At 63.2% G+C, this 23,857-nt stretch carries 25 protein-coding genes and 1 riboswitch; of the genes, 5 read left to right on the top strand and 20 right to left on the bottom strand.

The features are described 5' to 3' along the window. Positions 1 to 319 precede the first annotated feature (319 nt). Entirely contained in the window at positions 320 to 739 is a 420-nt protein-coding gene (locus tag GST84_20035; protein XGB14485.1) for a sel1 repeat family protein, read from the bottom strand. A 949-nt stretch (positions 740 to 1,688) separates the two neighbouring features. On the opposite strand from GST84_20035, the gene GST84_20040 reads away from it, so the two are divergent. The 3 genes from GST84_20040 to GST84_20050 all read left to right on the top strand — a co-directional run bounded on the left by GST84_20040 (position 1,689) and on the right by GST84_20050 (position 4,073). Continuing rightward, positions 1,689 to 1,913, top strand: coding sequence for a hypothetical protein (locus GST84_20040; protein ID XGB14486.1), 225 nt, complete (start codon positions 1,689 to 1,691; stop codon positions 1,911 to 1,913). Between the two features lie 249 nt (positions 1,914 to 2,162). After that, positions 2,163 to 2,645 (top strand): hypothetical protein, encoded by a 483-nt coding sequence (locus GST84_20045; GenBank protein XGB14487.1) that lies wholly within the window; start codon positions 2,163 to 2,165, stop codon positions 2,643 to 2,645. Positions 2,646 to 2,792: 147 nt separating this feature from the next. After that, positions 2,793 to 4,073 (top strand): transporter, encoded by a 1,281-nt coding sequence (locus GST84_20050; protein XGB14488.1) that lies wholly within the window; start codon positions 2,793 to 2,795, stop codon positions 4,071 to 4,073. Between the two features lie 210 nt (positions 4,074 to 4,283). Here the strand turns inward: GST84_20050 and GST84_20055 are convergent, their stop codons facing one another. The 19 genes from GST84_20055 to GST84_20145 form a co-directional block, all read right to left on the bottom strand. After that, the gene (locus GST84_20055; protein XGB14489.1) at positions 4,284 to 4,835 is read right to left on the bottom strand and encodes a glutathione peroxidase; all 552 of its coding nucleotides are present in this window, start codon (positions 4,833 to 4,835) and stop codon (positions 4,284 to 4,286) included. A 165-nt stretch (positions 4,836 to 5,000) separates the two neighbouring features. Further along, positions 5,001 to 6,203: an MFS transporter gene (locus tag GST84_20060; protein XGB14490.1), complete on the bottom strand. Its 1,203-nt coding sequence runs from the start codon at positions 6,201 to 6,203 to the stop codon at positions 5,001 to 5,003. 64 nt (positions 6,204 to 6,267) lie between these two features. Next, a complete protein-coding gene (locus tag GST84_20065; protein XGB14491.1) occupies positions 6,268 to 6,672 on the bottom strand; it encodes a MarR family transcriptional regulator in 405 nt (134 codons plus the stop codon). A gap of 61 nt (positions 6,673 to 6,733) precedes the next feature. After that, positions 6,734 to 7,849, bottom strand: a complete 1,116-nt coding sequence (locus GST84_20070; protein ID XGB15814.1) for a cellulase family glycosylhydrolase — start codon at positions 7,847 to 7,849, stop codon at positions 6,734 to 6,736. Positions 7,850 to 8,075: 226 nt separating this feature from the next. After that, entirely contained in the window at positions 8,076 to 8,798 is a 723-nt protein-coding gene (locus tag GST84_20075) for an adenosylcobinamide-GDP ribazoletransferase (GenBank protein XGB14492.1), read from the bottom strand. Position 8,799: 1 nt separating this feature from the next. Beyond that, the gene (locus tag GST84_20080; GenBank protein ID XGB14493.1) at positions 8,800 to 9,366 is read right to left on the bottom strand and encodes a histidine phosphatase family protein; all 567 of its coding nucleotides are present in this window, start codon (positions 9,364 to 9,366) and stop codon (positions 8,800 to 8,802) included. Beyond that, positions 9,363 to 10,418, bottom strand: a complete 1,056-nt coding sequence (gene cobT / locus GST84_20085) for a nicotinate-nucleotide--dimethylbenzimidazole phosphoribosyltransferase (protein XGB14494.1) — start codon at positions 10,416 to 10,418, stop codon at positions 9,363 to 9,365. The genes GST84_20080 and cobT overlap by 4 nt, the downstream gene beginning before the upstream one ends. Next, positions 10,415 to 10,936, bottom strand: a complete 522-nt coding sequence (cobU, locus tag GST84_20090; GenBank protein ID XGB14495.1) for a bifunctional adenosylcobinamide kinase/adenosylcobinamide-phosphate guanylyltransferase — start codon at positions 10,934 to 10,936, stop codon at positions 10,415 to 10,417. The genes cobT and cobU overlap by 4 nt, the downstream gene beginning before the upstream one ends. 1 nt (position 10,937) lies before the next feature. Beyond that, positions 10,938 to 12,392 (bottom strand): cobyric acid synthase, encoded by a 1,455-nt coding sequence (locus GST84_20095; protein XGB14496.1) that lies wholly within the window; start codon positions 12,390 to 12,392, stop codon positions 10,938 to 10,940. Next, positions 12,389 to 13,381 carry a threonine-phosphate decarboxylase gene (locus GST84_20100; protein XGB14497.1) on the bottom strand — a complete coding sequence of 331 codons (993 nt, stop codon included), beginning with the start codon at positions 13,379 to 13,381 and terminating at the stop codon, positions 12,389 to 12,391. Before GST84_20100 ends, GST84_20095 begins: the two co-directional genes overlap by 4 nt. After that, positions 13,374 to 14,282, bottom strand: coding sequence for a cobalamin biosynthesis protein (locus tag GST84_20105; GenBank protein XGB14498.1), 909 nt, complete (start codon positions 14,280 to 14,282; stop codon positions 13,374 to 13,376). Before GST84_20105 ends, GST84_20100 begins: the two co-directional genes overlap by 8 nt. Beyond that, positions 14,279 to 14,929: a 5,6-dimethylbenzimidazole synthase gene (bluB, locus tag GST84_20110; protein ID XGB14499.1), complete on the bottom strand. Its 651-nt coding sequence runs from the start codon at positions 14,927 to 14,929 to the stop codon at positions 14,279 to 14,281. The genes GST84_20105 and bluB overlap by 4 nt, the downstream gene beginning before the upstream one ends. Next, positions 14,926 to 16,221 (bottom strand): cobyrinate a,c-diamide synthase, encoded by a 1,296-nt coding sequence (locus tag GST84_20115; protein XGB14500.1) that lies wholly within the window; start codon positions 16,219 to 16,221, stop codon positions 14,926 to 14,928. Before GST84_20115 ends, bluB begins: the two co-directional genes overlap by 4 nt. Beyond that, positions 16,218 to 16,829 (bottom strand): cob(I)yrinic acid a,c-diamide adenosyltransferase, encoded by a 612-nt coding sequence (cobO, locus tag GST84_20120; GenBank protein XGB14501.1) that lies wholly within the window; start codon positions 16,827 to 16,829, stop codon positions 16,218 to 16,220. Before cobO ends, GST84_20115 begins: the two co-directional genes overlap by 4 nt. A 119-nt stretch (positions 16,830 to 16,948) precedes the next feature. Continuing rightward, positions 16,949 to 17,170: riboswitch (cobalamin riboswitch) on the bottom strand. Positions 17,171 to 17,292: 122 nt separating this feature from the next. Then, positions 17,293 to 17,826: a hydrolase Nlp/P60 gene (locus tag GST84_20125; protein ID XGB14502.1), complete on the bottom strand. Its 534-nt coding sequence runs from the start codon at positions 17,824 to 17,826 to the stop codon at positions 17,293 to 17,295. A gap of 140 nt (positions 17,827 to 17,966) precedes the next feature. Then, positions 17,967 to 18,605, bottom strand: coding sequence for a peptidase P60 (locus GST84_20130; GenBank protein XGB14503.1), 639 nt, complete (start codon positions 18,603 to 18,605; stop codon positions 17,967 to 17,969). Positions 18,606 to 18,732: 127 nt separating this feature from the next. Next, entirely contained in the window at positions 18,733 to 19,440 is a 708-nt protein-coding gene (locus GST84_20135) for a DnaA regulatory inactivator Hda (protein XGB14504.1), read from the bottom strand. Between the two features lie 179 nt (positions 19,441 to 19,619). Next, positions 19,620 to 20,693: an AI-2E family transporter gene (locus GST84_20140; protein ID XGB14505.1), complete on the bottom strand. Its 1,074-nt coding sequence runs from the start codon at positions 20,691 to 20,693 to the stop codon at positions 19,620 to 19,622. A gap of 12 nt (positions 20,694 to 20,705) precedes the next feature. Next, positions 20,706 to 21,773, bottom strand: coding sequence for a DUF2066 domain-containing protein (locus tag GST84_20145; GenBank protein XGB14506.1), 1,068 nt, complete (start codon positions 21,771 to 21,773; stop codon positions 20,706 to 20,708). A 369-nt stretch (positions 21,774 to 22,142) separates the two neighbouring features. On the opposite strand from GST84_20145, the gene purM reads away from it, so the two are divergent. Both purM and purN read left to right on the top strand, forming a co-directional pair. Further along, positions 22,143 to 23,201 (top strand): phosphoribosylformylglycinamidine cyclo-ligase, encoded by a 1,059-nt coding sequence (purM, locus tag GST84_20150; protein XGB14507.1) that lies wholly within the window; start codon positions 22,143 to 22,145, stop codon positions 23,199 to 23,201. Further along, entirely contained in the window at positions 23,201 to 23,854 is a 654-nt protein-coding gene (gene purN, locus GST84_20155) for a phosphoribosylglycinamide formyltransferase (protein ID XGB14508.1), read from the top strand. The genes purM and purN overlap by 1 nt, the downstream gene beginning before the upstream one ends. Positions 23,855 to 23,857 lie beyond the last annotated feature (3 nt).

The raw sequence follows: 23,857 nt of genomic DNA on the forward strand, positions 1-23,857 counted from the left end.
CGCTCTGATGCAAATTGAGTGCAGCTTATCAGCCTGACTGGTGTGTTGCCTGCATCGGCCTCTTCGCGGGCAAGCCCGCTCCCACAGGTGGAAGCAACTGTCTTGCTCAAAATCTGAAAAGCCTGCGCGGTCGCCTGTAGATGGGTTTACCCGCGAAAGGACCGGGCCTGCTGGCCAATTATCACCCGCCGTCCACCTTTGCTGCTGCTACCGTATTCGCGGGTAAACCCGCTTCTGCAAGTGCCGCGCAAGCCTGAAGACAGAGGTAATCTGGTGGGAGCGGGCTTGCCCGCGAAAGGGCCCGCGCAGGCAACAGCGCTCAGGCAGCAAACCACTGTCGCAGCAACCGGCGCGCTTCCTGCGACCCCTGCCCTGCGGCAAGCTCGAGCCAATAGCGCGCCTGCTCCGGCTCGTTGTGCTGACACAGCCGAGCGTACTCCAGCTGCGCCCGCCGATCCCCTGCGCGGGCTGCCTGACGCAGCAGCTCATGGCCAATACGGCGGTCGCGGGCGTTGCCACAATCGCGGCACAACATCTGCCCCAGTCGGCTTTGCGCCACTACCACCCCCTCGCGCGCCGGCTGCTTCAAAAGGTGCCCGGCCAGGTGCTTGACCTGAGGTTTGTCGCCCAGGCGCGGGCTGTCGAGCAACCACAGGGCCACTTTCAGGGAAAAGCGTTTAGCGGGAGGTGCAAGTGTCGATGCAGTGGGGCTGGCGAGGTGTTTACCGCGAAACTTCATGAGCAACAGGTTTGGTGACTCGAAAGGCGCGCCACTCTACTCTTTTTTTTTCGCCTTGGCCTGTCGATTTCTGGCGGATTGAAAAAAAATTCAATGATCTTTTCTTGACGTTTTCAGGTGGATGACCAACCGGTCTGCTGGAGCATGACGATTGTCGGACAGTTCATCCCATTGCTGGCACGCCCGTGCTAGAGCAAGCGCTCGGGACAATCCACAGTTCCTGTGGATAACTCGGTGGACAACCCCCTCTCACACCCCTCAAACCCCCATGAATTGGGGGCTTTGGTCAAACTGACGATTTTTTCACCAGCTAAAAATAGTGTTTTTTTTCATTGACTTAACCACGCAGTCAAGGCATTGGCGAGGCTGCGGGATGGTGTTGCCAAGCCGTTACAAGCGCTGCCCCGAATGTGAACAAGTGCACCATAAACCTCCATTTGGGTGCCCGAAAAGGGCACATCGGCCGGCATTTGGGCCATTTACCCCCTCTTCCCAGCAGCGAGAATTCGCGCCATACTGCGCGGCTCACCTGAACAAACGTAGTGCTTGCTAAACATCTGCACTTCCGGTAAGGTGCCCCTCGTTAGTACCAAGCTGAAAGTCAATTCTGGCCGCAAGCGTCCTTGCAGACTCGCTCCCCCAAAAGCAGCTCTGCTGAAACCAGGACCGGCCCATTCAATGGTTCACTCGCCAGCCTTGCGCTGCGCAAGCACGAATCACATGACAGATTGATCAGGATCCCACCTCGACGGCCTAGAACCTTGGCCCCGGCGTGCTGCCTGCCTTCCGAAGTACCTACCAGTCAGCCCAAGCGCCTACATTTGATTGCGCCCCCTCTGGCTGCCCTGTTCCAGTCAGGTTCGTTCGTCCCTTAATAAAGGCGTCACTGGAACGTTTCTATCATGCACGGATCATATCCCCCGTGTTTAAAGCAGGAACCTCCAACAATATGCAAACTCATCATCAGATTCAGGCTGCCATTGGCACCCTCTCCCAGGCCTTCTCGCCGTTGAAGTGCCTTATCGTTGCCCCACGCAAGGGCAGCTTCAGCTTCACCCTGGTAGACGAACACGGCGTTGCCTGCCATACCGAACGCCTGTACCACGAGCAATACAGCCGCAACGAACCGCTGCAGGCGGTGATCGCCCGGACTCGTCAGTCGCTCACCGCGTGACCGGCGAATACCGGTGTATTCAAGCGCTGAATCATCCCATCGCAAGTCTGCCTGAACGCTCGCGGCATAATTGCCGTAGGGCATATAGCCCGGAGCATCAGGCAGCAATCGATTTAAAAACAGCTCTTTACACCACGATTATCACACTACACTTCAACTCGAGCGGTGCTTTCCGCTCCCGGCGGGCCTGATCATTCACCAGCTGCCAAGCTCCAGCGCCCGTCCGGCCCTTACCTGCTCGAGGGCATCATGGGTATTGCGGCGAATGAATTGTGTCAGTATGTGATCCGACCCACCTTGGTCTACCTGAACCGTCACTGCGCCAGCGCCGAAGCCTTGTTACTGGGCATCGCTGCCAGCCAGTCAGCCCTCGGCTCAGCCCTGCATGACCGACGCGGCCATGGTCTTTACCGTATCGGTGAACAGCGTCACCAGGCGCTCTGGGACGATTACCTGGCCCGTGACCCCGACCTGGCCAGCCTGGTCCGCGGCCTGGCCAGCCAGCACGCCTTCCTTGGTGGCCCGCACCTGGAGCTCACCGTCAACCTGCGCTATTCCACCGCCATTGCCTGGATGCTCATCGAAGAGCAGGCCACACCATTGCCTGCGGCGGACGATCTATTGGCACTGGCGCGGATCTGGCGACAGATTTTCAACCCCCAAGGTCGCCTGCGCGACTTCACCCACGCCTGGCAGGCCTGCATAAATCAGAAAATGCCACAGGCATCTTGAGACGCGTCCTACAACTAAACCGGAAAAAAGGGAATTTTGGTCGGATTGTCCTACAAAACAGCTCTAACTCCTGCGATTGAGCCTATAGCGCAGCGCGTGATTTGTTGGTAGCTTTTCGCCCCGGAGATCCCAAGGAGTTTTCTAATAATGAAAAAAGTAATGCTCAAAACCTCCCTCGGCGTAGCTGTTGCGCTTGCTTCCAGCCAACTGTTCGCCGCCGGGTTCGCGCTGAACGAACAAAGTATCAGCGGCATGGGAACCGGTTTCGCGGGGCGCTCGTCTTCTGCCGAAGATGCCAGCACTGTGTATGGCAACCCGGCCGGCATGTCCCGCCTCAAACGCGAACAATTCACCGTGGGCGGCGCTGCCGTCATCGCCAAGACCGATATATCGGGCCCAGGCAGCAACTTCGGGGGGGAAACCGATGGTGACATGGTGCCTGTCGTTGGCGTACCCATGGGTTACTACGTCAAGCCGATCGATGACCACTGGAGCGTCGGTTTTGGTGTCTACGTACCGTTCGGCCTGGTAACCGACTACGGCAGCGACGATGCCGCGCGCTACTGGGGCAAGAAGAGTAAGGTCGAGGTTGTCACCTTCCAGCCAACCGTCAGCTACGCCTTCAACGACAAGGTGTCGATCGGTTTTGGCCCGACCATCAACCGCATCAAGGGTGAACTGGGTTCGAACCTGAGCAGCAAGGCCCTTCTGGGGCCCAATGGCCCTGATGGCGAGACCAAGATCAAGGGAGACGACACCGCGATCGGTTACAACATCGGCGTCCTGGTACAAGCTACGGACCGAACCCGTCTGGGCCTGACCTATCACTCGATGGTCGACTACAAGCTTGAAGGCAATACCCGCGTTTCCTACCCGATTCCACAGCTTGGCCTGAACGGCAAGTTCGACGCCAGCCTGAAAATCAAGACACCAGAGTCAGTGGACTTCTCGGTCACTCATGAACTGGATGACCACTGGACACTGTATGCGGGTAGCACCTGGACGCGCTGGAGCCGCCTGGAAAGCATCGTCGTCGAGAACGAAGCTCCGGCAGGCTACCCGCTGAAGACCATCACCGAAGAGCAGAACTGGCACGACACCTGGGCTCACGCCATTGGTGCATCCTACAAGGTGAACAAGGAGTGGACCCTGCGCGCAGGCTTCTCCGTCGACCAGTCGCCTACCAACAACCATGATCGCTCGCCACGTATTCCGACTGGCGATCGTAAAGCGGTCAGCTTTGGTGCCGGTTGGAGCCCGAACGATGACATGACCATTGATGTTGCCTACTCGTATCTGTGGGAAGAAGACACCAAGGTCAACAACCTGCCAAGCTCACAACAACAAGGGCTGTTGAAAGGCAGCTACCAGGCCAAGTACGAGAACAGCGCTCACGGCATCGGTGCTTCCCTCACCTACCGCTTCTGATTCTTGCGCGTTACATGAAAACCGCCTTCGTGGCGGTTTTTTTCATGCCTGCACTTGCCAGCTGTCGCCCGGGCACTACCCAGGCACCCAATGCCAGGTTCGACGCACGATGCCATCTAGCTCAGGGCATCGATATCGTGCGGATCAATACACTGCCGAATACCGCTTCGAAGCGCAGGCCGTCCAGCTGGCGATGCCGGTGCAGCCTGGTTACTGCTGAGAGGCGATGGCCTTTTCGATAGCGGCGCGGAACGCGGGATCATCCGGTTTGGTCAGGCTGGAGAAGTTACCGATCACCTTGCCCTTGCGGTCGACAACATACTTGTAGAAATTCCACTTCGGTGCACTGCTCTGGCTGGCCAGCTCCGCGAACAGCGGTATCGCATCCTTGCCCCGCACCGCCTGCGTCTTGGTCATGGTGAAGGTGACACCGTAGTTGGCATAGCAAACCTTGGCCGTCTTCTCACTGTCGGCGTCCTCCTGCTTGAAGTCATTGGACGGCACGCCGAGCATTTCCAGCCCTTGCTCGTGATATTCCTTGTACGTCGCCTCAAGCCCCTCGAACTGCGGGGCAAAACCGCAATAACTGGCAGTGTTCACTACCACGAGCGGCTTGCCGGCAAAGCGCTCGCACAGCTCGACCTGCCCCTTGCCGCGCAATTCCGGCAGGCTGCCCTGCAACAACGCCGGGCAATCCGCTGCCCAGCTCGATGTACTGGCAAGCAGGGCCAGCACCGGCACCGTCAACCAATGTGCACGCATGACTCGTTTCTCCCGCATGACAATCCTTGAGCTTGCAGGGTAGCGCCTAACACACACTCATGCCCAGTTGCATCAGCGCCATCCCACCCTGATGCCAGCCCCACCACACCAGTGCCAGCAGCAGCAAAGCGGCAATAGCCAACAGGCCGCGTATCAGGTAGCGGTTCATGCAGCCTGGGCCTGCAGGCGTGAGACCGGGCGTTCACGCACCGGCCAGTTAAGGGCAGCAGCCAGCAAGCTGAGCAGGATGGAAATCTGCCAAACCAGGTCGTAGCTACCGGTGCGGTCATACACCACCCCTCCCAGCCAGCCTCCCAGGAACGCGCCCAACTGATGGAACAGGAACACGATACCGCCCAGCATGGACAGGTTGCGCACCCCGAACACGGTGGCCACGGTACCATTGGTCAACGGTACCGTGGACAACCACAACAGGCCCATGGCAATGCCGAACAGGTAAGCACTGAACTCGCTCACCGGCGCCCACAGAAACAGCACGATCACCACCGCACGCAGCAGGTACAACCCGGTCAGCAGGCGTGGCTTGGACATGCGCCCGCCCAACCAGCCAGCGGTGAAGGTACCGACGATGTTGAACAGGCCGACCAGCGCCAGCACTGTTGTACCGGTGGTCGCAGCCAGGTGCTGGTCAACCAGATAGGCCGGCAGGTGCACGCCAATGAATACGACCTGGAAGCCACAGACAAAAAAGCCCAGCGCCAGCAACCAGAAACCGGAGTGCGTGCACGCCTCGCGCAGCGCCTGGCCCAGGGTCTGCTCGCCACCGTGACTGGGTAACGGGCGATCGCGCAGCAAGCCGACGAAAGGCACGATGAACGCCACCATCAGCCCCAGCACCAGCAACGCTGCCGACCAGCCCAGCCACTGAATCAGGCCAAGGGTGCCCGGCAACATGGCGAACTGGCCGAATGACCCGGCGGCGCTGGCGATACCCATGGCCATGCTGCGCTTTTCAGCCGGCACAGCACGCCCGACCACACCGAGGATGACCGAGAACGACGTGCCGGACAGGCCGATGCCAATCAGCAAGCCCGCACTCAGCGACAACGACCAGGCCGAATCAGCCATGCCCATCAGGACCAAACCGACGGCATAGAGGATACCGCCGATGATGACCACCCGTGCCGCGCCAAGCCGGTCGGCCAAGGCACCAGCGAACGGCTGCGCCAGCCCCCAGATCAGATTCTGCAGGGCAATGGCGAAGGCAAACACCTCACGCCCCCAGCCAAAGTCAGCACTCATCGGCGCCAGGAACAGTCCGAAGCCGTGCCGTACGCCCAGAGACAGCGCCAGTATCAAGGCCGCCCCCACCAATACCCATCCGCTGGTTCGCCACACCGAAGTCATTGTCGTTATCTCCAGCACATCGCAAGGTTTTTACGGGTATATACCCGCTTATAGTCGTATCAATTCAGGCCAGTTGTTCCAGCAGTCGTACCAGTTCATCCCGCTGCCCCACCCCAAGCCGTTCAACCAGTTCTTTCTGGGCCTGCTCCCAGGCTGGGTGGGCAACGTGCAGCAGTTGCTTACCCGCCTCGGTCAACAGCACCACGCGGTTACGCTGGTCGTCGCCATCGCCCAGAGCGACCAGCCCATCCGCCTCCAGCACACGCAGGTTGCGGCCCAGGGTACTGCGCTCGAGCCCCATGGCTTCGGCCAATGCTGTGATACTGGGCCGGTCGAGCCGCTGCAGGTGCCGCAGCAGGGAAAACTGGGCGACATTGACCCCAAAGCCGGCCAGGGCTTCGTCGTAATGCCGGCTCACCCCGCGGGCGGCACGACGCAGATGGGTACAGATACATTCACTGGTCAGCATGGATACGTGTATATACCCGCATACTGACTGTTGCAAGAAGTTTCACAAGGGATGAGAAGCGTCAGTCCGGGTTCAAGCGCCTGCGGATCGGCTCGAACTCAATCGTGGCCTTGCGCGCCAAGGGGTCTGGCGCGCCCTGCTCGATCGCCTGCCAGTAGCGCCACGGCACCTTCGCAGTGCCCAGTTCGTAGTCCATGCCATCCCAGTTGTCTTCACGGAAGCTATAGAACGCCCAGTGCAACCGGTTGCGATCCAGCACGACGAGCACATCTTCAAGATACTGCCGGCAACCCGGCAGCCTGCGCATGCAGCCAAACTCGCCCACCACCAGGCGAGAAAGCGGCACACCCATGGCTTCGGCCCATGCCAGCGGCTGGCGCAGATAGCGTTCCACTCGTTGCCCATCCCACAGCTGGATCTGCCCGGCAAAAGGTACGGGACCTGGATAGGCAATGGGATGTTTGCGCGCCATGTTCGGCGCACTGGTAGCGGCATAGGGCTCGTACATGTGCACGCTGTACAGCACTCGCGCATCTTCCAGCGGGGCTGGCCAGTAGCCGAACGCGTCTGCACCTGCATACCAGCCGGCATCGACCATGATCGGCGTATCAGCGTCTTCTTCGCGAATGGCCGCTATCAGTTGCCGGTACAGCAAGGGCAGATCGCGCGCACCGCCCTGCTCTTGCACATACCACTGCTGCATCTGCCTGCGTTCGGCATGTTCAGCCAGGCCGCTCTGTTTCTCCGGTGCTGGCTCGTTGATCAGGTTGTAGGCAGCGATGGCCGGATGGTGCTTCAGTTCGCGCGCCATATCTCGCCAGAAGGCCGCAGCCTGGGACCAGTAGCGTTTGTCTTGCCACAGGCGATCATCGAACTGGCCCTGATTGTTTTGCGCCCAGCGCATACCCGGTAGCGAGAGTGGCGCGATGACCACCTTGAGCCCTGCCTGGTGCGCCCGGTCGAGGGTGGCACGCAGCACAGCCAGGTCGGCCTCGGGCAGGCCTTCATAGGTATCGGCGCTGCCGAGGAGGAAATCACGTCTCACCGGTTGCCATTTGTCGTACGACAGCCGCACCCAGGTGGCGCCGTACCCCCTCAGGGCATCGAAGTAGGCTTGATCGGGCGGCAGCCGGTTGAAGCTGTTGCCGCCGTGGCGTGGGGTGTCCCAGAACGCCATGAGATCTGCAGCAGTGGCTGGGAGGGTGGACAGGACCAATAGACTGGCAAAGATCCAGTGATGCACGGGAAGCCTACCTGGTTGCGCGAGGGGAGACTGAGGATACGCCGACAAAGGAGATGCCGGCGCTATCGGACCGTTGCCGGAAGTTACTGCCCCTTCCACCTATGAGGCCTTTCGCGAAAGCACTGCAAAACAGCCCCGGAAGGGCCGTCGGGCCAAACGCTCAAAGCCCCAGCGCCAACCCGAGCACAACGGCCAGCTCCAGCAACTCCAGCAACGCGCCTGCGGTATCCCCGGTGGTCCCGCCCAGGCGCCGGCACATCAGATACCGCAACCAGGCAAACACCGCCAGCGCCAGCAGCACACTCCATCCGCCCAGGAACAGGCAGAACACCACACAAACCAGCAACACCCACCCGGCTGCACGCCGGGGCAAATATTCGGCCAACGCCTGGCCCAACCCGCCTGGTCGCACATAAGGTGTGCCAAGGAACAGGCCCAACATCGCCGACCGCCCGATCAACGGCGCCAGCAGCAATTGCGCCCCGACACCCTGCCCGACCAGCACCCACAATGCGCAGAACTTCAGCAACAACACCAAGACCAGGGTGACCACGGCTATCGGCCCACTGCGCGGGTCTTTCATGATCCGCAAAGTGCGTTCACGGTCGCCGAAACCACCTAGCCAGGCGTCGGCACTGTCCGCCAGGCCATCCAGGTGCAAGGCACCACTGAGCAGTACCCACAACGTCAGCAGCAAAGCCGCGTGCAGCGGCGGCGGCGTGCCCTGTAGCAGATGACTGGCCAACCACAGCAGCAAGCCGAACAGCAGCCCGACCAGCGGGTAGTACAGCAGCGAACGCCCCACCTCACGCGGTGCCGGCATGCCCGGCAGACTCACCGGCAGGCTGCTGAGAAACTGCAAGGCGATCCAGAACGGCAACATCTCAGGGCGCCTCGACCAGTTGCCCGTCGTCACCCGGCACCAGCTGCATCAATGCGCCATGGCCAACCTCGACCTGCAGCAACTGCTCCCTGGGCAAGCCACGGGCGCGGGCCAGTAACAGCCGCATCACGCCGCCATGGGTCACCAGCAGCACGCGCTTGCCGGCATGCTGAAGGCGCAAACGCTCGACCGCCGCCAGCACCCGTTCGGCGAACGCCTCGACCGGTTCGCCATTGGGCGGTGTGAAGGCGTAAGGGTCGGCCCAGAAACGCCCCAGTGCATCGGCCTGGTGCTCCATGATCTGCGCCGCAGTTTGGCCCTCCCAATCACCGAAGTGCAGTTCCTGCAGGGCGGGCTCACGCTGCACTGGCAGTTTCAATTGCGCACCCAGCTCATCGGCAAAACGCCCGCAGCGCTGCAGCGGCGAACTGACCAGCACCTGCCATGGTCCGGCGTCGGCCACGGCGCGGCGCATCTGCAGCCAGCCCTTGTCGGTCAAGGCATCATCAAGGCTGCCACGCAGGCCGCCCTGTTCCGTTTCACCATGGCGCAGCAAGTCGAGGATCATGCCGGGCGGTCCGCCACCGCGGCCTCGGCAAAGGTCGCCATCTGCCCATGCAGCGCACAGGCCAGGCGCAACAGCGGCACCGCCAGGGCAGCGCCACTGCCCTCACCCAGTCGCAAGCCCAAGGCCAGCAAGGGTTCGGCCTGCAGCGCAGCAAGCAAGCCCTTGTGCCCAGGCTCAGCACCCTGGTGAGCGAACATCAACCAGGCCCGACACTGCGGGTTGAGGCGCACTGCCACGAGCGCAGCGACACTGCAGATAAAGCCATCCACCAGCACCGCGACGCCCGCCTGCGCGCAACCGAGGTAGGCACCGGCCAACGCCGCGATCTCAAAACCGCCAACACAGCCCAGTACCTGCAACGGGTCTTCAGCACGCAGGCCATGCAGGCGCAGTGCCCTCTCGATGACTTCGGCCTTGTGCTGCACCCCGGCGTTGTCCAGGCCGGTACCCGGACCGCTCAGCGCCGACGCCGGGCACCCTAGCAGAACACTGGCCAAGGCTGCGGCGGCGGTGGTGTTACCAATGCCCATCTCGCCACCGATGAACAGCTGCGCGCCCTGTTCGGCAGCACGCTGGGCACTGTCGCGGCCGGCCTGCAAGGCCGCTTGCAGCTGGTTTTCGCTCATCGCGGGTTGACGGGCAAAGTTGGCAGTACCGGCGCCCAGACGCAGATGGCGCACGCCGGGCAGCTCCAACTGCGCGTCAATGGTGCCCAGGTCGACCACGTCCAGGCTGGCCTGCAGTTGCCGCGCCAGCACACTGATCGCCGCGCCCCCGCCGACGAAGTTACGCAGCATCTGCCCGGTCACCGCCTGCGGGTAGGCCGAGATGCCCTCCTCGACCACGCCGTGGTCGCCTGCAAAAATGGTGATGGCTACCTGATCCAGTGCTGGTCGTTCAAGGCCCTGAAGGCCAGCCAGCTGAATGGCCAGCTCTTCAAGTTGGCCGAGCGAGCCAGCAGGTTTGGTCAGTTGCTGCTGACGGGCGCGGGCCTGGTCCATGGCGGCGTTGTCGAGGGGTTGGCAGGCGTCACGCCACCAGGCTTGGGTCATAGTGCAGGTCCTTTGAGAATTAGGGGCAGGCCGGCCACGGTCAGCACGACACGCTGACAGCGTTCGGCCACAGCCTGGTGCAGCCAGCCGGCCAGGTCGACATAGCGCCGGGTCAGCTCGCCCATGGGCACCACGCCCAGGCCGGTTTCGTTACTGACCAGGATAAGGGTGCCAGGTAACTGTTCCAGGCACGCCAACAGGGCATCACGCTCCTCGGCCAGGCGCTGGTCATCTTCGAGCATCAACAAATTGGTCAGCCACAGGGTCAGACAATCCACCAGCAGGCAGCGCCCTTCGGCCGCCTCGGCGCGCAGTACCGCAGCCAGGGCCAAGGGCTCTTCGATCAACCCCCAGTCATCCGGCCGACGCTGGCGATGCAGCAACACGCGTTCGTTCATTTCACCATCCAGCGGCTGGCTGGTGGCGATGTAGGTCACCGGCAAGCCGCTGGCACTGGCCAACTGTTCAGCCAGGCGGCTTTTGCCAGACCGGGCACCACCGAGGATCAGGTTACGCATATCAGGCCACCCCACACAGCTGGCGCAATTGTGCGGTGTCCAGGTGCTTTTCCACCAGATCGGCCAGACGCTCGATGTCGTGTTCGCGCAACGCTTCGTAGTCGATAACCTGCACATCCTCCAGCCCGGCCCAGCGCAATAGCGCGGCACACGACTGGCTGCCTTCGAACAGGCCATGCAGGTAGGTGGCGAGGATCTGGCCATCAGCACTGACAGCACCATCATGGCGGCCATCAGCCAGTTGGACTGCGGGTTGCTCCAGAGCAGGCCCGGTGGTCACGCCAGCATGAATTTCATAACCGGTTACCGTTGCCGCCCCAAGGCTCAGTGTGCCGGCAACATTTCGCAGTTGCTTCTCGGCTTCGAGCACCGTGGCATAGTCGAGCAGGCCGAGCCCCTGACTTGAACCTGCGGCCCCCTCCAGCCCCAGCGGATCATGCACTTCGCGCCCCAGCATCTGCAGGCCACCGCAGATACCGATCAGCTTGCCGCCATAGCGCAAGTGCCGCTCGATAGCCTTGTCCCAACCGCGCTCGCGCAGTTGTGCCAGGTCGCCGCGCACGCTCTTGGAGCCCGGCAAGATGATGAGGTCGGCAGCCGGAATCGGCTGGCCCGGGCCGATGAACTGCAAGTCCACCTGCGGGTGCAGGCGCAGCGGGTCGAAGTCGGTGTGATTACTGATACGCGGCAGCACCGGCACGATCACCTTGAGCACACGCTCGTGCTTGACGCCCTGGCGCACATCGATGCCGTCTTCGGCTTCCAGGTGCAGGTCAGTAACGTAAGGCAGGACGCCCAGCACCGGTTTGCCGGTGCGTTGTTCCAGCCAGTCCAGCCCTGGCTGCAGCAGGGCGATATCGCCACGGAAGCGATTGATGACAAAACCTTTGACCCGCGCCTGTTCAGTGGGCGACAGCAATTCCAGCGTGCCCACCAGATGGGCGAATACTCCACCGCGGTTGATGTCGGCCACCAGGATCACCGGGCAATCCACCGCTTCGGCAAAGCCCATGTTGGCAATATCGCCGGCACGCAGGTTGATCTCTGCCGGCGAACCCGCGCCTTCGACCATGACCACCGGGTACGCGCCACTCAGGCGCTGGTGAGAAGCCAGCACTGCCTGCATGGCCGTGGTCTTGTAGTCGTGGTAGGCCACTGCATTCATGCTGGTGACCGCGCGACCGTGGATGATGACCTGGGCGCCGGTATCGCTGTTGGGCTTGAGCAGCACCGGGTTCATGTCGGTGTGCGGTTGTAGCCGGCAGGCCTGGGCCTGCACCGCCTGGGCACGGCCGATTTCGCCGCCATCAGCCGTCACCGCGCTGTTCAGCGCCATGTTCTGTGGCTTGAATGGCACCACAGCGACCCCCTGGCGCAGCAGCCAGCGGCACAACGCGGTCACCAATGTGCTCTTGCCTGCGTCGGAGGTGGTGCCTTGCACCATGAGGGTCGTCATGCCGTTTCCTTTTGATAAGCCGCCAAGGCCTGGGCCAGGCGTTGTTCGTCCGCGGCGCAGGCAGGCAACCCCAGGCGCACGGCCGCTGGCTGTTCGAACAACCGTACAAGGATGCCGCGCCGGGCGAGAAATTCATGCAGTCGCGCAGCATGCGCGCTACGCACGTACTGGAACAGGTCGCAGCCACCGCTGGGCGCCAGGCCGGCCGTGTGCAGCACGTGCGCAAGCCGCTGGCTGGCAGCAGCACAGCGTTCGGCCTGCGCGCGCTGGGCAGCTTGATCAGCCAGACTGGCCTGGGCCAGTACTCGGGTCGGGCCATTGACGGTCCATGGGCCGAGCAGCTCGGCCAGGCGCAGCAGCAAGCTGCGTTCGGCGGCAACGAAGCCCAGGCGCACGCCGGCCAGGCCGAAGAACTTGCCAAACGAGCGCAGCACGATCAGCCCCGGGCGTTCGGCGCAGTCCACCACGCTGTCTGCCGGGGTGTTGTCCATGAATGCTTCGTCGACCAGCAGCCAGCCACCGCGGGTAGCCAGGCGGGCATGCCAAGCCAGCAGGCGTTCGCGCGATACCCGGTGGCCGGTCGGGTTGTTGGGGTTCACCAGCACCAGCACATCGAGGCCGTCGAGCGCAGCCTCAACTTGCGCCTCCTCCAGCGCCAGCAGTTGGTGCCCCACCCGTTGCCAGGCATAGGGGTGTTCGGCATAGCACGGCGTCAGCACGCCTACCCGGGCGGCTGTTCGCAGCAGCGGCAAGGCCTGGATCGCGGCCTGGGAGCCGGCGACCGGCAGCAACTGGCGGGCGCCGTAATACGCGCGCGCGGCGTCCTCCAGGCCGTCCTCGGTTTCCGGCAGGCGGGCCCAGGCGTCGACGGGAATCGGCGGGATCGGGAATGGCCAGGGCGCAATGCCGCTGGACAGGTCGAGCCACTGCTCACGGGCGATACCGTATTGCTGCACCGCGCGAAGCAGGCGGCCACCATGTTCAAGCATTGATATACGCCCCCAGGCAGATCACCAGCAGCCACAGCCACACGCCGCGCTGCACCAACTGCCAGCCGCGCTCGATGGCATCGGCATCGGCCACTGGCCCCTCGCCCAGGCGCGGCCGCTCATGCAACTCGCCGTGGTACACCGCCGGGCCACCCAGCTCCACGCCCAGCGCACCGGCGCCGGCAGCCATCACCGGCCCGGCGTTGGGGCTATCCCACAGCGGGCCCTGTTTGCGCCAGCAGACCAGGGCCAGACGGGTCTTGCCCAACAGGGCATACGTCAGGGCCACCAGCCTTGCAGGTATATAGTTGAGCACATCGTCGATGCGCGCCGCGCACCAGCCAAAGCGCTCGAAGCGTTCGTTTCGATAGCCCCACATGGCATCCAGCGTGTTGCTGAGGCGGTACAGCACCACGCCGGGCGCACCGGCCACCACAAACCAGAACAACGCGGCGAATACTGCATCGCTGCCGTTCTCCAGCACCGACTCGGTCGCCGCTCGGGCCACTGCTGGCTCGTCCAGTTCGCGCGTTTCGCGGCTGACCAGGTAGCCAACCCGGCGCCGCGCCTCCGCCAGATCGCCCTGGCGCAAAGCGTTGGCCACCGGCAGCACATGCTCGCCCAGGCTGCGCAGCCCCACGGCGCAGTACAGCGCCAGTACGTCAACCAGCCAGCCGATATATGGCAGCCACGAAAGGACCAGCGCCACCAGGGTCAGCGGCACCACCGCCAGAAACCACGCACTCACGCCGTGGCTACGCCAGCCGCGCCCGCCAGCATTCAGACGGCGCTCAAGGTTGCCAGCCATATTGCCGAAGGCCACCAAGGGGTGGCGGCGCTGTGGTTCGCCCAGCAACGCGTCCAGGGCCACCCCGGCCACGGTCAGCAAGGCCACGCTCATTGACGCTCTCCCCATTGGTTTTCGTAAAGCATTTCACTCAGCGGCCGCTCTTCGGCCCAGTTTTCCTGCACCAACATCGGCACCGGGTAGAACTCGGCGACCGGCCCAAGGCACAGTACCGCCACCGGCTTGGCACCGGCGGGCATGCCCAGCAGCGCGGCCAACGCCTGCGGGTCGAACAGCGACACCCAGCCCATGCCCAGCCCTTCGCCACGCGCGGCCAGCCACAGGTTCTGGATGGCACAGGCCAGCGAGGCCAGGTCCATCTCCGGCAGGGTGCGGCGGCCGAAGATGTGTGGTTCGCGGTTGTCCATCAAGGCCGCCACCAGCAGCTCGGCGCAATCGTTTATGCCCTCCACCTTCAGTTTCATGAAGGCATCGGATCGCTCGCCCAATGCCTCGGCCGTGCGTATCCGCTCCGCCTCCACCAAGGCCTGGATGTGCCCGCGCAGGTCACGCCGGGTGATACGGATAAATCGCCATGGCTGCATAAGCCCGACACTGGGCGCCTGATGCGCGGCGGCCAGCAAGCGGCCAAGCAGCTCGGGCGCTACCTGGCCACCCGCGAAATGGCGCATGTCGCGGCGCTCGCCGATGGCCCGGTAGATTGCGGCGCGCTCGGCGTCGCTATAGGCGTGATCATTCATGGTCGCAACAGCGCCGCCGCCGCATCCGGGCAGGAAGGGAAATAGAAGTGCACGTAAGAGGCCGTCAGCCGGCCCAGACGATAGACCGCCTCGTTGCCACGCCCGCCGTTGGGGCTCAGACCGCGGGCAATCGGTTCCAGCGCAGTACTGGTCAGCGAATGGTGATAGGTGTGACCGCGCAAGGTCCCCTCCGGCAGCTCCACCGCCTGCAGCGCCAGGGCGGCCAGGCGCTTCTGCATGGTCGCCTCGCCCGGCAGCAGGCCGAGCAGTTCGGCACGTTCACCGGCCACGTCAGTCAGGGCATCGAGCAGGTACAGCATGCCACCGCACTCGGCCAGCAATGGCTTGCCCTGCGCATGGTGGGCGCGGATTGCTTCGCACATCGGTGCGTTGGCGGCCAGCGCATGGTGATGCAGCTCTGGATAACCACCCGGCAGATACAGGCTGTCGACTGCCGGCAGTTCGCGGTCGTGCAGCGGCGAGAAGAACACCAGCTGGGCACCAAGGTTGCGCAGCAGATCGAGGTTAGCGCCATACGTGAAGGCGAACGCCTCGTCCCGCGCCACGCCAATGCGCACACCGGCCAGCGAGGCAGCGCAGGTTTGCGGTTCGGGCTCGGCAAAGCTCACTGGCGGCGGCAACGCCGCATCGCAACTGGCACCCAGCGCTTCGGCGGCAGCGTCCAGACGGGTATCCAGGTCATTCAGCTCGCTGGCCTGCACCAGGCCCAGGTGGCGGCTGGGCAGTTCGATGCCGCGCTCGCGAGACAAGCCGCCATACCAGCGCAAGCCTTCGGTCAGGCTGCCTTCCAGCAGTTGCGCATGGCGCAGGCTGCCTACCCGATTGGCCAGCACGCCGGCGAACGGCAGATCGGCCTGGTAACGCGCCAGGCCCAGAGCCAGGGCGCCGAAGGTCTGGGCCATGGCTGTGCCATCGATCACCGCCAGCACCGGCACGCCAAAGTGGCGTGCCAAGTCGGCGCTAGACGGGGTGCCGTCGAACAGCCCCATCACCCCTTCGATGAGGATCAGGTCAGCCTCGCCGGCAGCCTCCCACAGCAGGCGACGGCTTTCCTCGGCACCGATCATCCACAGGTCCAGCTGATACACCGGCGCGCCACTGGCCCGTTCGAGAATCATCGGGTCAAGAAAGTCGGGCCCGCACTTGAACACCCGCACCTTGCGCCCGAGGTTACGGTGCAGGCGGGCCAGCGCAGCAGTGACGGTAGTCTTGCCCTGGCCAGAGGCCGGTGCCGCGATCAACACGGCGGGACAGTGGCGCGATCGACTCACAGTTCGACGCCTTTCTGTGCGCGGATACCGGCCTGGAAGGCGTGCTTGAGCATGCCCATTTCGGTCACGGTATCGGCCAGCTCGATCATCTCGGGCTTCGCAGCGCGGCCAGTGACAATCACATGCTGCATGGGCGGGCGGGCCTGAATGTCGGACAGTACCTGGTCCAGGTCGAGGTAACCATGCTTGAGGGCGATGTTGAGCTCGTCCAGCACCACGAACTGTACACCTGGGTCCTGCAACAACTGGCGCGACACCGCCCAGGCGGCTTGCGCAGCAGCAATGTCACGCTGGCGGTCCTGGGTTTCCCAGGTAAAGCCCTCGCCCATCACGTGGTAGCGCACCTGTTCGGGGAAGCGACGGAAGAACAGTTCCTCACCGGTGCTGTTGCGGCCCTTGATGAACTGCACCACGCCGCACTGCATGCCATGGCCCAAGGCGCGCGCGAGCATGCCGAAGGCCGAACTGCTCTTGCCCTTGCCATTGCCGGTCAGCACCAGCAGCAGGCCGCATTCGTTAGGGGAATTGGCGATGCGTTCGTCGATGACCGCCTTCTTGCGCTGCATGCGCGCCAGGTGGCGTTCGTCGCGTTCGGTGGATTCGCTCATCAGGGTTCTCCGCTGGCTGGCACCACGGCAACGCGCGGCGACAGGTAATAGGCAGGCAAACGGAGAACGCGCAGAGGCCATGGCAGGGCGCCACGGTGCACCGCGCATCACCCTCCGTGATGCCGTTGGCAGTATCAGGCCGGTCTCCGGGCTTGTGAGTGGGCCTTTGCCCTGGCCTGCGCGCCTTCCCGGATGCTGGCATCCAGTGGCCCTGCGCGGCCTTTTACTCATTTACCGTTGCGGGGGCAGCGCCGGAATCGCGCCATGCTGGCGCCCACCGGCTTCCCAGTTTCACCCTGCCCAGTCGGGGCTGGCAGGGCACCTGAAACACGCCGCGAAGGTTAGAGGGTTGCACCGGGAGCGTCAATCGAAGCGGGTGATCAGGCGGGTGAGCAAAGCAACATGAATCTCGGCAGCCGCTAGCGGCCCCGAGCTCAACGGGGCCGCTGAACAGGCATGGACATCAGGGGTTCTGCGCCAGATGCCCTTGCGGAATCACCCGCTTGGCCTGCAGGTAGGCCTTGGCCCAGTAGCTGTTGGAGAGGTAGTCCAGGCGGACAGTGCCACCCGTGGAGGGAGCATGCACGAAGCGCCCGTCCCCTACATAGATGCCGGCATGGCTGACCTGCGAGCCGCCACTGGTGGCGAAGAACACCAGGTCACCGGACTGCAGTGAACTGGCATCCACCGTCGGTGCACGCATGACGATCATCTCTCGTGTCGAGCGCGGCAGGCTGATGCCGGCAGCATCACGGTACACATATTTGATCAGGCCGCTGCAGTCGAAGCCGGAGTCCGGCGTATTGCCACCCCAACGATAAGGCGTGCCAACCAGACCAATGGCACGAATCAGCACGTCATCGGCAACCGGTGAAGGACTGGGTTGGCTATAGGTAACCTGCGGCTGTACCACAGGGGCCGGCGCAGGCGCACGGCTGGAGCATGCAGCCAGCAAGGCTGCCAAGGAGAGAAATGCGAAGCGCGCCATCTTTACCATGGCCAGAACATCCTGTCTGAGACCGCTGCGCTGCAGCCGAAAAGAGTTGAGAATTTAGATTAGACGCTTTCTGTAAATGCGCACGGCGGTGTGCTTTTTTTCAAAGCATCACCGCCGCGGCAGGGTACATCATTTTGACATCAGTTGCGCGCGATGTTGGTCGGCGCCATGGCCAAGGCTCGCTTGGCTTCAATGAAGGTCTTGCTCCAGTAGCGATCACCGAGGTTGTCGATGCGCACACCGCCGCTGCGGCGGCTGCTGGAGTGGATGAACTGATTGTCACCCAGATAGATGCCGGCATGGCTCACCCGGCCTCGGCCATTGGTGCTGAAGAACAGCAAGTCACCTGGCTTGAGTTTGTTGCGGGCCACTTTTGGCGCATCTACCTTGATCATTTCACGCGTGGAGCGCGGCAGCGTCATGCCCGCCTCTTCGCGGAACAGGTAACCGATGAAGCCACTGCAGTCGAAGCCGGACTTTTCCGAGGTACCACCGAAGCGGTAGCGGGTGCCGATCAACGACATGCCGCGCTCGAGAATGCTGTCAGCCAGAACGGGCAATTGGTAAGGCTTGCTGCCAGAGAAAGACGCCAGGTCATCTTCGGTGGCCAGCTCTTCCGGCTCGCCGAATACCGCCGAGGGAGAGGCTTTGGCCTTGATTGCCGATTGTGCGGTGACCGGGGTGTGATCCTGGGGCTGAGATACCGGGCCTTGGGCCGCGCAGCCAAAAAGCAGGGTCACGAGTGCGAGTGGCACGAGGGGTGCGAAGCGCTTCAGCATGGGCACGACCGTGTCTGTAATCCTTTAGAAGGGTGAAACTATGCCCTCTATCATGGCCATTTGCAAATTTTATCGAAAAAGATGTGACTTTTTTGTTCTACCGCTCTGGCCCAGTGTTTTCAGGGGGTTACCAGCCGAGGGTTTCCTTGAGAAAAGGAATGGTGAGCTTGCGTTGTGCCTGCAATGAGGCCTGGTCGAGACGCTCGAGCAAGTCGAACAACGCGCTCATGCTCCGCGCGCCGCGGGTGAGGATGAAATGGCCGACTTCGTCGGTGAGGTGCAGGCCACGGCGCGAAGCACGTAGCTGCAAGGCGCGAAGCTTGTCTTCGTCGGACAGGCCGCGCATCTGGAACACCAGGGCCAGGGTCAAGCGCGACTTCAGGTCCGGCAGCTTGATCGGCAGCTCGCGCGGTGATGCCGAGGCTGCCAGCAGCAAGCGTCGGCCGCTGTCGCGCAGGCGGTTGAACAGGTGGAACATGGCCTCTTCCCAATCGGCCTTGCCGGCGATCACATGCAGATCGTCGATGCATACCAGTTCGTACTGGGCCAGGTAGTCGAGCAGCTCTACGCCACGATCGAGCAATTGCGCCAGGGGCAGGTAGACAGCGGGCTCGCCGCGTTGCTGGAAGCGATGGGTGGCAGCCTGCAGCAGGTGGGAACGGCCAACACCCTGCTTGCCCCACAGGTAGATAAGGCTCTCGGTCCAGCCGGCGTCGGCTTCGCATAGCCGCTCGACGTAACCCAATGCCGCAGCATTGGCGCCCGGATAGTAGTTGATGAAGGTGGCGTCATCGCGCAGGCGCACACCCAGGGGCAACTGGATCGGTGGTTTCATGCTCGCGGGCGGTCGACAGGACCGCAGGGGGCCTTTGGTGAACAATGTGCAAAGTCTATACCCGCAACGCGGGGCGCACAATCTCGACTGCGGATAGGGCAAGCAAAATCAACAAGTTGCGCTGTGCAAGCGAACCGCGGATGCAGGCGCGAAAAGGCCCAAGACAAAACGCGTGGCGTTCAAAGCTCCGGGTCGATATTCCCGGCGTACATGTCCGATTCCTTGTACAGAGCATGCACATGCCGCAGCAGCACCATGATCACCGCTGCCACCGGCAGCGCCAGCAGCACGCCAGTAAAGCCGAACAGTTCGCCACCGGCGAGGATGGCAAAGATTACCGCAACCGGGTGCAGGCCGATGCGATCGCCCACCAGCAGCGGGGTCAGCACCATACCCTCCAGTGCCTGCCCGACCATGAACACGGCAACGATGCCCAGCATCGGGTACAGGTCGCCACCGAACTGGAACAGGCCGGCCACCAGCGCAGCACCAATGCCAATGATGAAGCCCATGTACGGCACGATGGCCGCAAGGCCTGCGAGCATGCCGATCAGCAGACCGAGTTCGAGCCCTACCAGCATAAGCCCGGCAGAATAGATGATGCCCAGAGCCAGCATCACCATCAGTTGCCCGCGCACGAATGCGCCTAGCACTTCATGGCATTCACCTGCCAGGCCCATCACTTGCGGCTCGCGCTGGCGCGGCAGCAGGCCGCGCAGCTTGCCCATCATCAGGTCCCAATCGCGCAGCAGATAGAAGCCCACTACCGGGATCAGCACCATGTTGGCCAGCCAGGCCACCAACGCCAGGCTGGAGGCGGTGGCATGAGACAGTAGCATACCGACGATATCGGTGGTCTGCCCCATGTGCGCGCCGATGGCGGCCTTGATCTTGTCGAACTTCCAGAAACCATCGGCCAGGCCAAGGCTGCCCTGTACCCACGGCAGCGCTACATGCTCGAGCCAGTCGAGTATCTGCGGCACCAATTCGTACAGGCGCACCAACTGCTTGGCCAGCATCGGCACAAGCACCAGCAACAAGCCCAACAGCACCAGGGTGAACAGGCCGAACACCACCACCACACCCCAGGTACGCGATAGCCCCAGGCGCTCGAGGCGATCGACCAGCGGGTCAGCCAGGTAGGCCAGCATGATGCCGACCAGGAACGGCGTAAGGATGCTGTGCAGGCTATAAAGCAGCACAGCGATCAGCAGCGCAGCGCCCAGCCAGATCCAGCGACGCATGTCGGTCACGGCGAGCGCCCCTTACCAGCGAAAACGCAAGCCGTCGAACGGCTTGGGCGCTGGCTGCGCAGGTACGGCCTCCCCGGCAGCGGCGTCCACTGCCGGTGCTGGCATGGCCGGCACCGCGGGCGCCTGCTCTACGGGCACTTCCTGCAGCTTGGCCAGGCCAAGCTGGGCACGCAACTGTTCACGATTGCCAGTAACGCCGTAGGTCAAGGTAGTGCCTTCGGCCGCCTGCAAGTGTGGGCCGTAGGGCTCCAGCACGCGGGCCAGTTCGGCGTAGCGCTGCAGGTTCATGCCCTGCACTTGCACCTGCAATTGGCTGCTGGCACCCGGCCGGGTAACGTAGCGCGGTGCCAGGCGGCTGCTCACCGCCAGCATCACCGCGTCAGCCAAGGCTGCCTGATCGGCACCCTCGGCATTGCCCTGCTCACGCTGGTCGCCCAGCCACAGCTGCCACTTGCCCTGCCACTTGCCGTCGGCTTCCTGGGCATGTACCGCCAGCAAAGCATCGGCACCGTAGCGCTCGGATGCTTCGCGCAGCTGCGCCGGGTCGCTACCTTCGATCTGCTTGGCATTGGCGACCAGTTGCTCCTGCAGGTCGGCCAGCGGCAAGCGCAGCGGCAGACCACGGTGCTGCGCGGCGCGGCGCAGGGGTTGGGCACTGGCCTGGCCATCACCGACCAGGCTGCTGCCCTCAACACTGTCGTTCAACCACCACCCCAGTATCGAGGGCCGGTTACTGCCCCACAGGGCCAGGCCAGCCTTGCGCAAAGCCCGCTCGGTGCTACCAGGGTCGAACTCGACCACCACCGACTCGGGCGGGCCGGCTTCGCTGCCCACCTGGTTGATGATTTGCCGAGGGTCCTTACGCAGCTCGGCCAACGCCGGGCTTTGCGCTGCCTTTGGGTCACCGGTCAGACGCTGCACCAACGTGTCCAGAGCTTTGGCCGTGGCCTCGGTACGGGCTTCGGCGCCCGGCCCGGTGACCGGCTCGCGCACCTGATAAAGGCCTGAGACATTTTCAGCCAGGGCAGTGGCCGAGATCAGCGCCAGGCAACCGGCTGCCAGAATATTGAACAAACGCATGGAGGATTCCTGTCCAGTTACCGCAATGCCTATACCTTATACACGGGGGCGCCAGGTAACCAGCCGCGGGGCGTGAAAGATTGCTTGCAGGTGTTGTCGGGCTTACCGGTGTTCGCCTTGAGCGGTTCAGCGCCAGTGAGATCGCGCGCCTGCCCGCGCGGCGCATCGCTGTTCCCTCAAGGCGAACGCCCCAACTAATTATCTTTTTCATGCCCTGCCCGTCGGCCTGAGGATGGCCGCTGCCCGGCAACCCTGATAAAATCGCGCGCCTTCACAGACCACTGACGTTTCAGACCGCCGCCGCTTACCAGCCGGCCTTGGCCGTCATGGTCGTTTTTAAGAATCCCTCCCTCCTAAAGGCCTGGATCAATGAGCAAGCAACCCTCCCTGAGCTACAAGGACGCCGGTGTAGACATCGACGCCGGCGAAGCACTGGTCGAACGCATCAAGGGCGTGGCAAAACGCACCGCACGCCCTGAAGTCATGGGTGGCCTGGGCGGCTTCGGCGCCCTCTGCGAGATCCCGGCCGGCTACAAGCAGCCGGTGCTGGTCTCCGGCACCGACGGCGTCGGCACCAAGCTGCGCCTGGCACTGAACCTGAACAAGCACGACAGCATTGGCCAGGACCTGGTCGCCATGTGCGTCAACGACCTGGTCGTCTGCGGCGCCGAGCCACTGTTCTTCCTCGACTACTATGCCACTGGCAAGCTGAACGTTGACGTGGCCGCCACCGTGGTCACCGGCATCGGCGCCGGTTGCGAACTGGCCGGCTGCTCGCTGGTCGGTGGTGAAACCGCCGAAATGCCTGGTATGTACGAAGGCGAAGACTACGACCTGGCAGGTTTCTGCGTAGGCGTGGTGGAAAAGGCCGAGATCATCGACGGCTCCAAGGTTACCACCGGCGACGCGCTGATCGCCCTGCCGTCCTCGGGCCCGCACTCCAATGGCTACTCGCTGATCCGCAAGATCCTCGAAGTGTCGGCTACCGATATCGAGAACACCCAGCTGGACGGCAAGCCGCTGACCGACCTGCTGATGGCGCCGACCCGCATCTACGTCAAACCGCTGCTGCAACTGATCAAAAACACCGGCGCAGTCAAGGCCATGGCCCACATCACCGGCGGCGGCCTGCTGGACAACATCCCGCGCGTACTGCCGAAAAACGCCCAGGCCGTGGTTGACGTGGCCAGCTGGCAGCGCCCGGCGGTGTTCGACTTCCTGCAGGAAAAAGGCAACGTCGACGAGCACGAAATGCACCGCGTACTGAACTGCGGTGTGGGCATGGTCATCTGCGTAGGCCAGGACCAGGTCGAAGCCGCCCTGAACGAACTGCGTGCCGCTGGTGAGCAACCGTGGGTCATCGGCCACATCGCCGAAGCCGCCGAAGGCGCTGCCCAGGTCGAGCTGCAGAACCTCAAGGCACACTGATGCCGAGCAAGACCTGCAATGTAGTGGTACTGCTGTCGGGCTCCGGCAGCAACCTGCAAGCCCTGATCGACAGCTGCCAAGGGCAGGACAGCCCGGTGCGTATCCGCGCGGTCGTATCCAACCGCGCCGATGCCTTCGGCCTGAAGCGCGCTGCGGCGGCCGGCATCGACAGCGTCGTGCTCGACCACACCCAGTTCGACGGCCGGGAAGCCTTCGATGCCGCGCTGATGGCGCACATCGACGGCTTTGCCCCGGACCTGGTGGTGCTGGCCGGTTTCATGCGCATCCTCAGTGGCGACTTCGTGCGCCACTATCAGGGCCGCCTGCTCAATATCCACCCATCGCTGCTGCCCAAGTACAAGGGCCTGCATACGCATCGCCGGGCATTGGAAGCTGGCGACGCCGAGCATGGCTGCAGCGTACACTTCGTGACTGAGGAACTCGATGGCGGCCCACTGGTCGTACAGGCTGTGGTACCGGTGGCGTCTGACGACACCGTCGAAAGCCTGGCACAGCGGGTACACCATCAGGAACACCTGATCTACCCACTGGCGGTGCGCTGGTTCGCTGAAGGGCGCTTGCGTCTTGGCGAACAGGGTGCATTACTGGACGGCCAGCCACTGGCGGCCAGCGGTCACTTGATTCGATCCTAGGAG

The sequence above is a fragment of the Pseudomonas putida genome (assembly GCA_041879295.1).
In the GTDB taxonomy this organism is placed as follows: Bacteria; Pseudomonadota; Gammaproteobacteria; order Pseudomonadales; family Pseudomonadaceae; genus Aquipseudomonas; species Aquipseudomonas putida_Y.

Excerpts from the sequence above, each read along its gene's own strand:
- GST84_20055 (XGB14489.1), bottom strand. The coding sequence starts at position 4,835 with ATGCGTGCACATTGGTTGACGGTGCCGGTGCTGGCCCTGCTTGCCAGT.
- GST84_20145 (XGB14506.1), bottom strand. The coding sequence starts at position 21,773 with ATGCGTTTGTTCAATATTCTGGCAGCCGGTTGCCTGGCGCTGATCTCG.
- GST84_20095 (XGB14496.1), bottom strand. The coding sequence starts at position 12,392 with ATGACGACCCTCATGGTGCAAGGCACCACCTCCGACGCAGGCAAGAGC.
- GST84_20065 (XGB14491.1), bottom strand. The coding sequence starts at position 6,672 with ATGCTGACCAGTGAATGTATCTGTACCCATCTGCGTCGTGCCGCCCGC.
- GST84_20105 (XGB14498.1), bottom strand. The coding sequence starts at position 14,282 with ATGAGCGTGGCCTTGCTGACCGTGGCCGGGGTGGCCCTGGACGCGTTG.
- GST84_20045 (XGB14487.1), top strand. The coding sequence starts at position 2,163 with ATGGGTATTGCGGCGAATGAATTGTGTCAGTATGTGATCCGACCCACC.
- GST84_20035 (XGB14485.1), bottom strand. The coding sequence starts at position 739 with ATGAAGTTTCGCGGTAAACACCTCGCCAGCCCCACTGCATCGACACTT.
- GST84_20080 (XGB14493.1), bottom strand. The coding sequence starts at position 9,366 with ATGATCCTCGACTTGCTGCGCCATGGTGAAACGGAACAGGGCGGCCTG.
- GST84_20050 (XGB14488.1), top strand. The coding sequence starts at position 2,793 with ATGAAAAAAGTAATGCTCAAAACCTCCCTCGGCGTAGCTGTTGCGCTT.
- GST84_20125 (XGB14502.1), bottom strand. The coding sequence starts at position 17,826 with ATGGTAAAGATGGCGCGCTTCGCATTTCTCTCCTTGGCAGCCTTGCTG.
- GST84_20075 (XGB14492.1), bottom strand. The coding sequence starts at position 8,798 with ATGTTGCCGTTCTGGATCGCCTTGCAGTTTCTCAGCAGCCTGCCGGTG.
- GST84_20060 (XGB14490.1), bottom strand. The coding sequence starts at position 6,203 with ATGACTTCGGTGTGGCGAACCAGCGGATGGGTATTGGTGGGGGCGGCC.
- GST84_20130 (XGB14503.1), bottom strand. The coding sequence starts at position 18,605 with ATGCTGAAGCGCTTCGCACCCCTCGTGCCACTCGCACTCGTGACCCTG.
- purM (XGB14507.1), top strand. The coding sequence starts at position 22,143 with ATGAGCAAGCAACCCTCCCTGAGCTACAAGGACGCCGGTGTAGACATC.
- cobT (XGB14494.1), bottom strand. The coding sequence starts at position 10,418 with ATGACCCAAGCCTGGTGGCGTGACGCCTGCCAACCCCTCGACAACGCC.
- purN (XGB14508.1), top strand. The coding sequence starts at position 23,201 with ATGCCGAGCAAGACCTGCAATGTAGTGGTACTGCTGTCGGGCTCCGGC.
- bluB (XGB14499.1), bottom strand. The coding sequence starts at position 14,929 with ATGAATGATCACGCCTATAGCGACGCCGAGCGCGCCGCAATCTACCGG.
- GST84_20070 (XGB15814.1), bottom strand. The coding sequence starts at position 7,849 with ATGGCGTTCTGGGACACCCCACGCCACGGCGGCAACAGCTTCAACCGG.
- cobU (XGB14495.1), bottom strand. The coding sequence starts at position 10,936 with ATGCGTAACCTGATCCTCGGTGGTGCCCGGTCTGGCAAAAGCCGCCTG.
- cobO (XGB14501.1), bottom strand. The coding sequence starts at position 16,829 with ATGAGCGAATCCACCGAACGCGACGAACGCCACCTGGCGCGCATGCAG.
- GST84_20100 (XGB14497.1), bottom strand. The coding sequence starts at position 13,381 with ATGCTTGAACATGGTGGCCGCCTGCTTCGCGCGGTGCAGCAATACGGT.
- GST84_20135 (XGB14504.1), bottom strand. The coding sequence starts at position 19,440 with ATGAAACCACCGATCCAGTTGCCCCTGGGTGTGCGCCTGCGCGATGAC.
- GST84_20040 (XGB14486.1), top strand. The coding sequence starts at position 1,689 with ATGCAAACTCATCATCAGATTCAGGCTGCCATTGGCACCCTCTCCCAG.